The following is a 13318-nucleotide window of genomic DNA, read 5'->3' as shown; positions in this document are numbered from 1 at the left end:
CTCTCTAGCTCTAGCAAAACATCCGCTTATTTAATCCAACCTTGCTCGCGATAATACTTTAGAGCTCCCGGATGTAATTTAACCAGTTCTTGGTGTGAGCCAATGGTTTCTGGATGCCAAAATTTTAATGGTGAATGCACCTTTTTGATTTCAGATTGATTTTCGACTAGAGATTTGGTGACGTTATAAACAATATCGTCACTGACTTTTGAGTTAGTTAGGAATACCGTAGCACTAACTGGATTGACATAATCCTTAGTTTGTTCATTGTAAGTACCTGCTGGCATAGTACCCGTTGGCAGACCAACTTTTGCTAAGGCTTCTAGTGTTTTCTTAGAATAAGGAATATAAGTAACATCACTCGTCAGGGTCATTTCAGTGAGATTGGGATGCATTGCCGGAACATTATCAATATACACATCGATTGCATTATCACGCATCATTTGGCTAGCCTGACCGCTCCCCATTTGGACTATTTTCCCTTCTTTTTTGAGTGTCTCAAAATCGGTACCTAGAGATTCAAAAATATAGTTAGCAATAATTGGCACTTGAGAGCCAGTTGGCTTCATCGCAATAATCACTTTGTCTGCATGGATGATTTTTTCCCAAGTATCATTACCGGTTTGCTCAACCCAACCTTTACGAGCAACCGTTATGGTGTAGGCTTGCTGCACGTCATCAAGAACCATACGTAAGTCTTTATTTGTTCGACCTTTATAGATATCAGTTAGACCATCACGTGCCCAAACAGCAGCATTAGATGTCGCGAAACCAAAATCGGCTTTACCATTATTCACCACAACAGGGTTAGTCATACCGCCTCCACGAGGAATCAGTTTAATTTTATATTCATCGTGGGTTGCTTTCGGTATTAATTGAGAAAAGGTTGTACCGTAGGTATACCAGCCATTACCTGGTGGTTGAGATATAATACTCGCCGTGTCAGTTGCTTGTGCAACTCCAGCTATAACTATGGAACATAATGCTGCTGTCTTAAGAGCATATCGAATGTGCTTATTAAACATTGTAGGGTATCCTTATTTTTATATTTTCTAATTTTATTTATCCGTTAAAAATCTCTAGCATTCTCTCTCTTTCTTCTTTCGAGAAATATACGGGATAGCGACTCTCACCCACGTTTTCTCCCAATAAGTTCACCATTTTCTTCACAACAGCAGGAGCGAAAGCCATCGGATAAAGTGTTGAACGTAAATAATTAATCCTATTTTGGGCTTCGTTAGCCAAGGCCATGTTGTCTTGTAAGAAGCCACGATAAACTTGATTGACTAGTTCAGGTACAATATTGGCTATTCCAGAAATGCAACCAACACAGCCGAGTTGATAACCAGTCAAAATTAATGAGTCAGGTCCGGTTAGCACATCGAAGTTTTCCGCATTTTGGCTTACCGCAAGAAAACCTTGCAGGCTTTCTAACGAACCAGCGCTGTCCTTTATCCCATAAATATTGGGATGTTTAGCCAGTTCAGCAGCAACATCAGGGGTAATGGTATTACCAGTACGAGCGGGAATGTTATAGAGGTAAATCGGCACGGGTACAGCATCCGCAACTTGTTGATAATAATGAACCAACTCATGGGGACGTAAAGCAGAAAACCATGGAGTAATAACCGAGACCGCTTTGATTCCCATCGCAGCAACATCTTTACCGTGAGCAATAGTCTGAGCAAGTGACGTTTCACCAATGTGCGTCACCACCAAATCATTATCATTGGCTTCGTTAAGACAAATTTCAGCCACACGACGTTTCTCTGCGTCACTTAATACGAAGAATTCGCCGTTCGTTCCGTTACAAAAAATCTTATTGCCATTTGTGAGTTGCCGACGAACTTGCGCTCTCAGTGCCTTTTCGTCTAGGGCGCCTTGTTCATTAAAAGGTGTAACAATGGCAACATGTGGACCAGTAATCAGGCTAGTCATAATAGATCCTTAATTGGTGATACTTTGATAAAGTTTCAGAACTTCTTGTTCTGTGACTTTTACCGGTGAGTGATTGAGTAAACGAGTCACTTGCATCGCTGCCGCTGCGAGTTCGGTGAGTTGTTCTCGTTCAATACCTATTTCATTTAGCGTCGTTGGCAAGCCGAGCATTTTGACCAAGTGCTCTAGATAAACGACTAACTTAGATGCCATGTCGGAGTCAGACAGAGACATATCTGCTTGTGGAAGTAAGCGATAAACGTTGGCAAGCTTTTCTTCGCAGTGCGGATAAATGTGCTTCATCACAGGAACAAGTAATAAGGAATTGGCTAATCCATGAGGAATCTTATATTTGCCCCCCAAAGGATAGGAAAGAGCATGGACAAGATGTGTCCCTGAATGAGATATGGCAGCACCACCATAATAAGACGCCCACAACAAATTAAGGCGAACAGTGAGATCACTCGGTGATTCAATCACTTTCTCTATATTGGCAAAGAACTTTTGCATCCCAATCATGGCGTAATTGTCGCCAACTGGATTTGAAACGCTTGCTGTATAACATTCAATCAGATGACAAAGCGCATCAATGCCCGTTGACGCAGTAATATGCGATGGCATTGATGTCGTCAGTTCTGGAGCTAAAACCACATAATCAGGCAGCATGAGTGGGGAAATAATGCCGACTTTCGTTGACTTCTCGGGTAAAGCGATAATCGAATTAGGCGTTGCTTCTGCACCAGTTCCAGCCGTGGTAGGAATAAGTACTAGAGGAATTCTTGCCGTTGGCTTTGTACCAGCCAATAATTGATTAAAAAAGTCCACAGAAGGAGACGAACCGCTGTAAAGAACAGAAATCAATTTAGAAATATCCAGTACACTGCCGCCACCAATACCAAGTACAACGTCAACATCAGTAGGCAAAACGTCAATTAGACGTTCAACATCATGATTATTTGGTTCTGCAGGAAGATCGCTAATGAGAGTGTAGTGATAACCGTGATTATCCAGTGAGGATATTAGCGATTGAACTTTATCCAAATTGATTACATTGCCGTCGGTCATCACCAGCAGATGAGCATCCTTCGATAAGATCTGCAATGACTGCTCAAGCCCACCACTTATTACTGTTGTAAATATGTTCATACCTTCCCTCGGCCGTTTGATTATTTTCAATCACATCGTTTACAAATTAGTCATATTTATAAATAAAAATGGATTCACTTTGCGAGATTTAGCTCACAAATAATCATAATGATTAAATTTAATCAAAAATGTCTTTATTAATATGATTTTTTGATTACAATGAAACCAATCGATAAATCTTGGAGTTCAGAAATCAAATGAAGGAAGGAATGAGTAGACCCCGGTATATCCTCGCTGATGACTTTACTGGCGCAAATGATGTTGGCGTTGCCCTCGCTTCAGCAGGTATTGCAACACATGTATTACTCTCATCACAAAACAAGCAAAGCAGCGTCATCGATACCGGCGTTATTTGTACTGACTCACGAGATCTAGATAAACAAGATGCAAAATCAGCGCTACAGAAGGTCGCGCAAAACTACCATTTAGCACAACAACAACCTCTACTGATTAAGAAAGTCGATTCAACACTAAGAGGAAACATCGGTAGTGAGATTGACGCCTTACTCTCTTCGGGTTATTCCCTAGCTATTGTTGCGATAGCCGCCCCTTCGGCCGGTAGAAAAACTGTTAACGGGTTATGCTATGTCAATGACATACCACTTGCTGAGACAGAGTTTGCATCAGACCCGAAGTCCCCCATTCACTCATCACGCATTGCTGAGATTATTCAGTCTCAAACTACGCGAGTCACCGTGGAATATCTTTCTCACGAAGTAAATAATGTGCTGCAACGACAAAGTTTTGATCATTTTTATGAAACTGGTAGCGAAATTATCGTATGTGATACCGAAACTCATGATGACCTTTACCAGCTTTACCAGGCAGCAACCCAACTAAAAATACCTACCGTTTTCGTGACGACTGGAGAACTAACGCACGCTATCGTCGAACAACAAGCAACAGCTGACCTGCCATTGAAAAAGAGTAAACAGCCTGTACTCGCCATGATTGGGTCAATGAGTGAAATGACCTTGACTCAATCACAATATTTAGTCGACGAGAAAATTGCGGAAGTTATTGATCTAGAAATAGATAATATTCTCTCTGATAACAGCGGGCTTTACATCAACAAGCAAACTGCTGATGCGATAAGCCGATTAAAGTCAGGAGCCAACTGTGTAGTGCGAAGCTGCAAAAATCCAGAGCTTAGATATGAGTTAAAAAACTTAGCGACTCAATATGGTTTAACTCAAATGCAATTAGCTGAACATGTCCGTGAATGTTTAGCTGAGCTGACTTACCAAATTGTGAGAGCTGCTCATGAACATATTGGTGGGCTGATTCTATGTGGCGGAGATGTTGCCATGGCGACAGCTAAACGGTTAAACGCAACACAATATCAAATCAAGGGCATTGTGGCAGGTTGTGTACCATGGGGGCAACTTGAAAGCCAATACACACCGTTTCCAACATTTACTAAAGCTGGCGGATTTGGCGATCCGACGACGTTTTCTCAAGTTATTCAACAATTACATAAAGAGGTCAGACAATGAAAGGTGTCATTGGTATCACAATGGGCGATCCTGCGGGTATTGGTCCAGAAATCATCCTAAAAGCGCTTAATACCGATTCACTTTCGGGTACGAATTGTGTTGTTTTTGGTAGCGTTGAAATACTGAAATCGATTATCGACAAAAAGCTCGCTTCTCCACAAGAGTTGAAAATCATTACATCTATCAGCGACGCTATATTTGCTCCGGGGATCGTGAATGTCATTGACGTTCCTCTTGAGGATATGGAGCACTTTGAAATTGGTAAAGTACAAGCTCAGGCTGGCGATCTTGCCTATCGTTGTATCAAACAAGCTACCGAATTGGCTTTGAAGGGCGAAATCAATGCCATCGCTACTGCCCCACTGAATAAAGAAGCACTTCATTTAGCAGGGCATCATTATCCGGGTCATACCGAATTGCTGGCAAAGTTAACGGATACAAAAGATTACGCTATGGTGCTCTACACTGACACTCTTCGTGTTATTCATGTAACAACCCATATAGCGCTATTGAAGTTTCTACAAACATTGAATAAAACTCGCGTTAATACTGTCATTGACATTGCTGATAAGTTCATGAGAAAAGCCGGATTTGCCAATCCTAGAATTGCAGTCGCTGGTGTTAATCCCCACGCAGGTGAAAATGGATTGTTTGGTCATGAAGAACTTGAAATTCTCAATCCAAGCATTTCTGAAATGCGTGAACAGGGTGTAGATGTCTATGGTCCTTGCCCCCCAGACACGGTCTTCTTACAAGCCTCTCAAGGTCAATACGATATTGTGGTTGCAATGTACCATGACCAAGGACACATCCCTCTGAAATTGATGGGCTTTTACGATGGTGTTAACATCACAGCGGGTTTGCCATTTTTCCGCACCTCAGCAGACCATGGGACCGCATTTGACATCGCTTGGACGGGTAAAGCCAATCCCGAAAGCATGGTTAAATCGGTAGAGTTAGCCGTTAAATTGAGCAAAATATGAAGAATCAGCGAGTTGAGCAGATAGTTGAGTACTTAAAACACCATAATTTGGTGACCGTTGATGATCTAGTCAAAATTGTGGCAGCCTCGCCTGCCACGATCAGACGAGATTTAATCAAACTGGATGAACAAGGTGTCATTACTCGAACTCATGGTGGTGTATCGCTTAACCGCTTCGTCGCAAATCAACCAACAACCAATGAGAAAATGCTGCGTGCAATGCGCGAAAAACAGCGTATTGCAGAATGTGCAGCGACGATGGTCAAGGCTGGAGATTCCATCGTTCTTGATGCAGGAACGACATCAATGGCTCTGGTAAAAAATCTTATCGACCTACCACTTCAAGTCATCACCGTTGATCTGCACATTGCTCTATTTTTATCTGAATTTAAACAAATTGAAGTGATTGTCACTGGTGGTACGGTAGACTACAGCAGCCAATCAACGATCGGAGAGCACGGACGCCAATTATTACGTTCCATCAACCCCGATATCGCGTTTTTGACCTGTAACAGTTGGAGTCTTGAAAAAGGCATAACCACCCCAACAGAAGAAAAAGCATTTCTTAAACGAGACATCATACAAAACGCGAACAGAAAAATACTCATCGCCGACAGTTCAAAATACGGTGCCTATTCTCTTTACAAAGCGTGTGATTTAAGCGAAACCACTAGCATCATCACCGATTCACATTTGGATAAAGAGATCCAAGAACTTATCCGTGCAAAAAATATCGATTTGCAGGCAGTGTAGACTTCGTAAAGTTAGCCGCACACAACCCGATTAATTTACACAACGAAGAGGCACCAAGCCTCTTCGTTATTTAAACATCAGCTAAACACGACCAAAAGCTATGCGAATTTCTGCCCGGTTGCCGATTCAAATTCAGTGACCATCATTTCCCATGAGCTATGAATATTGTTAGCCAAGTTGAACAATCCGCTGCGGCCAATCACGTAAATGTCAGGTTTAGAATCATGAATCACTTTCCAGTGTGCTTTGTTGGTTGAACCATCCATTTCAATCAGATAGTGATAGCCATGCTCCTCACGTAGTGCGCGAAGTTCCGTGATTTTATCTAACATCCGCACTAAGAAGCGCTGCCCAGCAAAGCCAGGATCCACTGTCATAATAGTGATTTTATCGAGCATATCGATATAAGGCAGAATATCGCGCACGGGGGTTTCTGGGTTAAGAACCACACCTGCCTTTAAGCCAGCGGCATGGATTTGGTCGATAAGACGAAACGCGATGCCGTTAATGTTTTCAGCAGGCATGCAGATAACTTCACATTTGATATCAATCAGTTGTTGTACCCAAAATGTTGGGTCGGTGACCATAAGATGCGCAGACATCTCTTTATTAGTGAGCTTACGCGTTTGTTCAATAAACCAAGGTGACAAACTTAGATTCGGTACAAAATGCCCATCCATAATATCGATGTGAAATGAATCGACATGATCATTAAGGAAAGTGATTTGCTCTTTAAATTGGTCCAGATCCATCGTCATTAGCGATGGAGATATATGAATATGTTCACTCATATTTTAAAATCCATTATCAAAGATAAATAGATATTAGTTGAAAGGCTATTTCACTCTTTCAACTAATATACTTGTGATATGACGGTTCCCATCAACTTCATTATCTGGCGATAATTTAATAGTAATGCCTATTGATGAGAAAATAGTTTTGAATATTTGATTAGTCGCTTAACTAATTTTAATATCGTCTAGATCGATCTCTTCCTCTTGGTCGTCATTATTAATGACCACATCACGAGGAACTTCTTTTTTGATAATCGCATAGACAATACCGGTAACCAAGATGTTAACCACTAATGCCATCACACCCGCCATTGGGTTTGACATGGTAGGAATCATCAGCACACCGCCAAATGGGACAGTTGCATCCGCGCCATACACCATGGTAACTGCACCGCCACAAGCACCACCAATCGCAGCGGCTACAATACCGCGAATAATGTCATTCATAACAATCGGAATTGAACCTTCAACAATATTTACTACGCCCATTGGCACTGCTGATTTTAAAGTTTCAATTTCTTCATGGTTATAAATATTTTTGCGCATTAAGCTACTGATCCAATACGCTAAACCAAAACCAATTGGGGTTGCCGTATTGACTAATTGTAATGCGGTAATTGGTTCATTAATACCTTGCGCTTGTAGTGTTAATACAAAAGCAAAACACGTTTTATTAATTGGGCCACCAAAATCGACAATACACAGCGCGCCGATCACTGCACCCACAATTAAATTAGAAGATGTCCCCATGCTTCTTAAGAAAGAGGTCAAACCATCGGTGAAAATACCAATTGGCGTACCAATGATGTAAATCATGATAAGACCGCTGGCGAGTGAGGCAAAAAATGGCACAATCAAGGTTGGCATTAAACCTTTCGCCCAGTCGGGCACTTTAACATTTTTGATGATGCCAAGTGCGATATACCCTGCTAGATAACCGCCGATCATGCCACCGATAAAGCCAGCGCTGATAGCGTTAGCCGCAAGTCCCACCACAAATCCAGGTGCAATACCGGGCTTACCTGCAATTGAACCAGCGATCCCACAGGCTATGACGACGGGTAATAGTCCGAGTGCTTTTGCCCCCATAGTGGCGAGTGACTGCCATAAGTCAAACTGCCCAGACACTAAGGAATCTTGCGCCGTACCACCCATTGCCATACCGATAGCAATAATAAAACCTGCACCACAAACAATTGGAATCAAAAACGAGATAGCGGTCAGCAAATGCCCTTTCGGATTTGCTGCTTTCCATATTTCTTTAATAGTCATGAATAAACCCCTATTTGTTATTGCTTATTTGGTTATTAATCGGTTATTGATTAATCAGCTCGTGCAATTTCTCAATCAGTTTATTGGGAGACTTAATCGCTGTTTGGGTGGGAACTTTAACGACTTTCTTACCTTCGAAGCGTTGTTCTCCGGAGATATTGACGTCACAAGCTAAGATAACAATGTCTGCATTTCTAATGTCTTCATCGGTCAATGTGTTTTCGATACCAATCGTGCCTTGAGTTTCAATTTTTACATTGTCCCCCGCTTTTTTAGCCGCATCGACGATTTTCTTTTGTGCGATATATGTGTGTGCAATTCCGACTGTGCACGCTGAAACACCTACAATATTCATAATCATTCTCGAAAGTTAGGTCCATTATCTCTGCAGCCGATATTGGCAAACAGAAATAATGAAAGGTTGGTATTAGCATTCTGCTTCAGCATATTGGCTAAAGAGATTAACGATATTTTGTGGATCTTTTTCTTTGAGTAACTGGTCTACAATCTCTTCATCCGCAAGAGCACTGGCCACTTGAGTTAATAGGCGAATATGAGTGGTATTTTGATCTTCAAGACGAACGGCGAACAAAATGATGCAACGAATATCGCTGCCATCGAGGCTCTCCCAGGGAATGTCGTTGTCAGTGCGTCCAATCACAAGCGCGGTATGATTCACCGCTGAAGATTTACCATGAGGAATAGCAATGTGATTTTCAAAGCCGGTGGAACCTTGCTCTTCGCGCTTCCATACGTCGCTAATAAAATCTTCACGACTGCTAATCGCCCCCTCTTTCCAAAGTAAATCGGTTAGCTCTTCAATCGCTTCCGCTTTGGTCGTCGCAACCATATTCAGTTTTACATGTTTCACTGTGAGAATTTTCGTGATGTCCATAAACAACCTTCGCTTACATAAAATTAAGATCGAGTAACAGCATAGGCATCGCACGCTTGGTGCAGCTTTTCTGTTATCAGTTTATCGGTAACCCTTTGGAGATCGGCATCATTAAGAAATGCCGTGACATACACCACTGGCGTTTCGATTTCAGGAACATGAACCGTCGAAATCACCAGGTCTGGAGCCAGTTGCTGGCTCACACTTGGCAAACTATCAGATGGCACAGCCGCTACAATTTCCCAGTCAGGAAACGCACGTAAAATCCGACTTTTCAGTAAGTGAGATGTGCCAACTCCGGTAGAACACACCAGCAACACGCGCTTATGTGTAATTTGCCGTTCTATCGCTGCCTGAAAATGCACAGCAAGATAACCAACCTCATCGTCTGAAACAGACTGTTGAGCATTGGTAATAAAAATATTCTCCACTGCAATTCGTGTTAATTGATAAACATCGGCTATTTCATTTTTAATATCATCCAATAGCGGATTGCGAATCACAATTTTATAGTGGAGGCGATTTATAAGCGGCCTAATATGTACGACCAAACCTTCATATAACTGGGTATCACTAACAAGGTCAATATTAATTAATTGCGAAAATCGAGTTACTAACAGCAATGTAATATCTCTTGCCTGATCACTTAATAATTCCGTATGGAGCAAACTGTGGCTTTGATTTTCTACCACCAGCACACCTGAGGAAATAATATATTGGTAGATGAACCATACTTCATCTTCTGGTAACGACAAATGAATATGCTGTTCTATTTTCTCCACCATTTTATTCGCAACTATAAATGCTGAATCTTCAGGCGATTGTGCAGCTACGTGGTCTGGATTACTCAATAAGTTGCCCCGAGTACGACGGTGCATCATGATCAAAATATGAGTAAATATATTAATGTAGTATGGTTCGCCTAATGGGTAGGATAATTCCTGTTCCATCTCCTGCAATAACACTTGCACGAAAGCCACATCATCGACACCAAAATATTGTACCAAACCTTTATAGCTACCCTGATCTAAGCGTGAATGGTTGACCGTGCCAGGGTCTTGATGGTTCATCAGACCATTAATTAAGGCCGCCATCGCTTGCCGGACATTGTTTTCATTGCCCTTGATGCGCGTACCACTTTGGCTACGTATCAACTGTAATCCAAGCGGCGTGATCCAATCCTCAATAATTCTTAAGTCATTAACAATAGAGGCATTACTGATAAAATAACGTTCAGAAAGCTTGTTGATCGACGTTTCTTTGGGCGTTTCACTGAGTAGCCAAGATGCAATTTTTATCCGTCGAGTATGGCCCATTACGCCATCCGCTTCGTCTGTTTCACCGTTGATCTGTTGTTCTAATTGCAAAAGGTCGGTAGTGCTTCCCGCCACTAGTAATACACCCGCCCCAGCTTTAGTGTCGACATGAATATTTGACTCCGATAAATATTCATTAATTATATTTAAATCACGTTGTATCGTTTTCTTCGATACACCAAGCCGCTCAGCCAAACAGAATAATGTTGAATATTCACGCTGCTGTAATAATATACGCAATAATTTATGCTGTCTTGAGGTAATCATTTTCATTGTTATCTTTATTTTTAGATTAAATTAATAAATATGATTAGCCACTTAATATTTCTATTTAATAGGCCATTTAATTGCACATTCTATGATGATGAATATAGGGAGGATTTGATGAGGTCACAATACTATTTTATGTCCTTAACTATGGACAACTAACAAACACTGAGACATTAATTCAATTTTTAAGAACTGCACAAACTTTCTATTATATGGAAAAAGAAATTCTTAAACTGCTAAGTTGTTCGCGACAACTAAAAATAATTAGTACATAAAGTGAATAAATAAAAATTACGTGATAAAAATCACACTTTATTTTATAGATATACCCAAATAAGCTCAAGAGGCAAAATTCAGAGCTTCAACAAAATGCGCCAGTGTATAACCACTGGCGCAGTATGACATTAGAAATGAAGAACTCTTTTACAATTCAAGACTCAGCAACTGTGAAATACGCGTAATCTCTTCGCGCCACTGGTGTTGTAGATTGGGCTTTTGATGCTTCGGTTTTCGCTTCAAATCCTCCTCAAGTAATGTCTCCAAATGACAAAGCTGTTCTAACAAGGTTTCCTCACAAATCTGCTCACTTTTCTGTTGGGTAAGTTCATCCACCGATTGGCTTTTTGAATCACCAATCCGAACTGTTCGAGTGGTCGAGTTGCCATCTATAACGGAATAGAGCTTTTCAAGATCGTGCCACTCCGTTAACAGCCCATCTTGGATAAGCCAGAAACGGTTACAACTTTTTTCAATCAGTTCGCGATCATGGGTAACGACTAGTATCCCCCCATCAAATTGATTAAGTGTAGCGGCAAGTTGCTCCTTATCATTGAGATCCAAATGGTTTGTCGGCTCATCCAACATCAGTAGGTGATACTGAGCGAGAGATAGAGCAAGCATAAGTAATCTAGAACGTTCTCCACCACTCAAATCACCGACGAATTGCGAATGTCTACTGTATTCAAACCCAGCACTGATTAACGCTATTTTGCGGGCTTCCTCACCGACATTAGTGAACGTATCGAGTGCATCAATTAGGGTGTCATCATCGTGCAACTGTTTCAGGCTCTGATCATAGAAACCGACGCGACAACGAGGATGAAACCTTATGTTGCCTTCAGATTCCACTACCTTAATGCAGTGCTGCCATAACATTTTCAGCAATGACGATTTACCACAACCATTGCGACCAATGATGGCGATTCGATCACCACTTTTTACCATTTGTTCTTCAATAGAAAACAGTTGTGGTCCATGGCGTGCAGGTACAACACCTAAATCACTCATCGTTACTAATTGGTTCGCGTTTAGCCGCTCGCCTTTTAAGCTAAGTTGCCATGGCGTACCACTGGTTAATTCGGTTTGTGATTCTTTTAGTCGTTCAACCCGCCTCTCCATCGTCTTGGCTTTTCTTGCCAAGTCTTCGTTATCATAAACCCTCCCCCAGTTTGCTAATCGCTTGGCACTTTGTTCTACTCGGTTAATTTCCTTTTGTTCGGAAAGATTTCTCAACCTCGCGGCTTCGTCTACTCTTTCCTGCTCCGTTAAGGCAGCAGAACACGGCAACTGAAAATAGTTGAGGGTTTTATCTCTCAGTATCCAAGTACAGTTCGTCACCTTGTCCAATAACCGTCGGTCATGAGATACAAGTACAAAACTGCCTTGCCAATGCAAAAGGAAATGCTCTAACCAAAGTAAGGTCGGTAGATCAAGATGGTTGCTCGGTTCATCAAGCAGTAATAAATCAGGTTGTGAAATAAGCGCTCGCGATAACAACAGCCGCGTGTGTTGACCGCCACTTAGACTCCCAACATTTAACCCCCAATCTTGCTCTGAAAACCCTATTTCAGCGAGAAGCAATTCAACACGCCATTGCTCTTGCTCTCGGTCATCTTCCGGTAGCTTCGCTAATAGAGCATTCATTAGGGTGACGTTCTCTAATTCTTGTGGCAGAGATTGTTCGACTCGTTCCATCAAACATTGTTTAGCAACCGTGATCTCACCAGAACTGGGAATCTTACTGCCGTAGAGTAACTGTAATAATGTACTTTTTCCGCAACCATTATGGCCTACAAGACCGATGCGATCGCCTTTTCTGAGGGTGAATGAAAGTGCTTCAAACAAAATTGTCGAAGACGTTTGAAAATGAATAGATTGTGCAGATAATAAAGTGCTCATTGGCTTACTCAAGTTTTAGGCATAACAACGCCCTTGTCAGTAAATCGCTGACAATAACCGTGTAAGCTAGAGAGAAGAGACTCTAGTTAGTCTATAAATTTGATGACTTCGCTCAAGCTAGGTTATCGCAGCACGATGCTGGAAAACTTGAGCGAGCTAGGTAAGCAAAAACGTATGCAAAAAACAATGCACACAAAATCATAAATACCTCCTTGTTCTAACTGATGAAATTATTCAAGTATTCTATCAAATCCTTTGCATAAAACCAGTTCAATGAA

The 13318-nt window shown here is 41.5% G+C and carries 12 protein-coding genes; 3 read left to right on the top strand and 9 right to left on the bottom strand.

The window, feature by feature from the left end:
• Window positions 1–26: 26 nt before the first annotated feature.
• The 3 genes from JCM16456_RS17290 to JCM16456_RS17280 are packed head-to-tail and all read right to left on the bottom strand — an operon-like array spanning window position 27 to window position 3084.
• Window positions 27–1025 (bottom strand): TAXI family TRAP transporter solute-binding subunit, encoded by a 999-nt coding sequence (locus tag JCM16456_RS17290; protein ID WP_068716841.1) that lies wholly within the window; start codon window positions 1023–1025, stop codon window positions 27–29.
• A 37-nt stretch (window positions 1026–1062) separates the two neighbouring features.
• Window positions 1063–1938 carry a dihydrodipicolinate synthase family protein gene (locus JCM16456_RS17285; RefSeq protein ID WP_068716839.1) on the bottom strand — a complete coding sequence of 292 codons (876 nt, stop codon included), beginning with the start codon at window positions 1936–1938 and terminating at the stop codon, window positions 1063–1065.
• A 9-nt stretch (window positions 1939–1947) separates the two neighbouring features.
• Window positions 1948–3084 (bottom strand): iron-containing alcohol dehydrogenase, encoded by a 1137-nt coding sequence (locus tag JCM16456_RS17280; protein WP_068716837.1) that lies wholly within the window; start codon window positions 3082–3084, stop codon window positions 1948–1950.
• Between the two features lie 209 nt (window positions 3085–3293).
• Here JCM16456_RS17280 and JCM16456_RS17275 point away from each other — a divergent pair, with 209 nt between their 5' ends.
• Genes JCM16456_RS17275 through JCM16456_RS17265 form a run of 3 tightly spaced genes read left to right on the top strand, consistent with a single transcriptional unit; the run spans window position 3294 to window position 6315 of the window.
• Window positions 3294–4580: a four-carbon acid sugar kinase family protein gene (locus JCM16456_RS17275; protein ID WP_068716834.1), complete on the top strand. Its 1287-nt coding sequence runs from the start codon at window positions 3294–3296 to the stop codon at window positions 4578–4580.
• Entirely contained in the window at window positions 4577–5563 is a 987-nt protein-coding gene (pdxA, locus tag JCM16456_RS17270) for a 4-hydroxythreonine-4-phosphate dehydrogenase PdxA (protein WP_068716833.1), read from the top strand. The genes JCM16456_RS17275 and pdxA overlap by 4 nt, the downstream gene beginning before the upstream one ends.
• Window positions 5560–6315, top strand: coding sequence for a DeoR/GlpR family DNA-binding transcription regulator (locus tag JCM16456_RS17265; RefSeq protein ID WP_068716831.1), 756 nt, complete (start codon window positions 5560–5562; stop codon window positions 6313–6315). The genes pdxA and JCM16456_RS17265 overlap by 4 nt, the downstream gene beginning before the upstream one ends.
• A 98-nt stretch (window positions 6316–6413) precedes the next feature.
• On the opposite strand, the gene alsE is transcribed toward JCM16456_RS17265, so the two are convergent.
• From alsE to JCM16456_RS17235, 6 genes are all read right to left on the bottom strand, one after another.
• A complete protein-coding gene (gene alsE / locus JCM16456_RS17260; protein WP_068716829.1) occupies window positions 6414–7106 on the bottom strand; it encodes a D-allulose 6-phosphate 3-epimerase in 693 nt (230 codons plus the stop codon).
• A 168-nt stretch (window positions 7107–7274) separates the two neighbouring features.
• A complete protein-coding gene (locus tag JCM16456_RS17255; protein WP_068716827.1) occupies window positions 7275–8381 on the bottom strand; it encodes a PTS fructose transporter subunit IIC in 1107 nt (368 codons plus the stop codon).
• A gap of 43 nt (window positions 8382–8424) precedes the next feature.
• Window positions 8425–8736 (bottom strand): PTS fructose transporter subunit IIB, encoded by a 312-nt coding sequence (locus JCM16456_RS17250; protein WP_068719009.1) that lies wholly within the window; start codon window positions 8734–8736, stop codon window positions 8425–8427.
• 72 nt (window positions 8737–8808) lie between these two features.
• A complete protein-coding gene (locus JCM16456_RS17245; protein WP_068716825.1) occupies window positions 8809–9276 on the bottom strand; it encodes a PTS sugar transporter subunit IIA in 468 nt (155 codons plus the stop codon).
• Window positions 9277–9299: 23 nt separating this feature from the next.
• Window positions 9300–10865, bottom strand: coding sequence for a BglG family transcription antiterminator (locus JCM16456_RS17240; protein WP_068716823.1), 1566 nt, complete (start codon window positions 10863–10865; stop codon window positions 9300–9302).
• A gap of 420 nt (window positions 10866–11285) precedes the next feature.
• Entirely contained in the window at window positions 11286–13040 is a 1755-nt protein-coding gene (locus tag JCM16456_RS17235; protein ID WP_068716820.1) for an ABC-F family ATP-binding cassette domain-containing protein, read from the bottom strand.
• Window positions 13041–13318 lie beyond the last annotated feature (278 nt).

The sequence above is a fragment of the Vibrio tritonius genome (assembly GCF_001547935.1).
GTDB classification, from domain to species: domain Bacteria; phylum Pseudomonadota; class Gammaproteobacteria; order Enterobacterales; family Vibrionaceae; genus Vibrio; species Vibrio tritonius.
This window is presented reverse-complemented; position numbering and strand designations above follow the sequence as displayed.

Excerpts from the sequence above, each read along its gene's own strand:
- pdxA (WP_068716833.1), top strand. The coding sequence starts at position 4,577 with ATGAAAGGTGTCATTGGTATCACAATGGGCGATCCTGCGGGTATTGGT.
- JCM16456_RS17265 (WP_068716831.1), top strand. The coding sequence starts at position 5,560 with ATGAAGAATCAGCGAGTTGAGCAGATAGTTGAGTACTTAAAACACCAT.
- JCM16456_RS17280 (WP_068716837.1), bottom strand. The coding sequence starts at position 3,084 with ATGAACATATTTACAACAGTAATAAGTGGTGGGCTTGAGCAGTCATTG.
- JCM16456_RS17285 (WP_068716839.1), bottom strand. The coding sequence starts at position 1,938 with ATGACTAGCCTGATTACTGGTCCACATGTTGCCATTGTTACACCTTTT.
- alsE (WP_068716829.1), bottom strand. The coding sequence starts at position 7,106 with ATGAGTGAACATATTCATATATCTCCATCGCTAATGACGATGGATCTG.
- JCM16456_RS17255 (WP_068716827.1), bottom strand. The coding sequence starts at position 8,381 with ATGACTATTAAAGAAATATGGAAAGCAGCAAATCCGAAAGGGCATTTG.
- JCM16456_RS17275 (WP_068716834.1), top strand. The coding sequence starts at position 3,294 with ATGAGTAGACCCCGGTATATCCTCGCTGATGACTTTACTGGCGCAAAT.
- JCM16456_RS17245 (WP_068716825.1), bottom strand. The coding sequence starts at position 9,276 with ATGGACATCACGAAAATTCTCACAGTGAAACATGTAAAACTGAATATG.
- JCM16456_RS17235 (WP_068716820.1), bottom strand. The coding sequence starts at position 13,040 with ATGAGCACTTTATTATCTGCACAATCTATTCATTTTCAAACGTCTTCG.
- JCM16456_RS17240 (WP_068716823.1), bottom strand. The coding sequence starts at position 10,865 with ATGAAAATGATTACCTCAAGACAGCATAAATTATTGCGTATATTATTA.
- JCM16456_RS17250 (WP_068719009.1), bottom strand. The coding sequence starts at position 8,736 with ATGAATATTGTAGGTGTTTCAGCGTGCACAGTCGGAATTGCACACACA.
- JCM16456_RS17290 (WP_068716841.1), bottom strand. The coding sequence starts at position 1,025 with ATGTTTAATAAGCACATTCGATATGCTCTTAAGACAGCAGCATTATGT.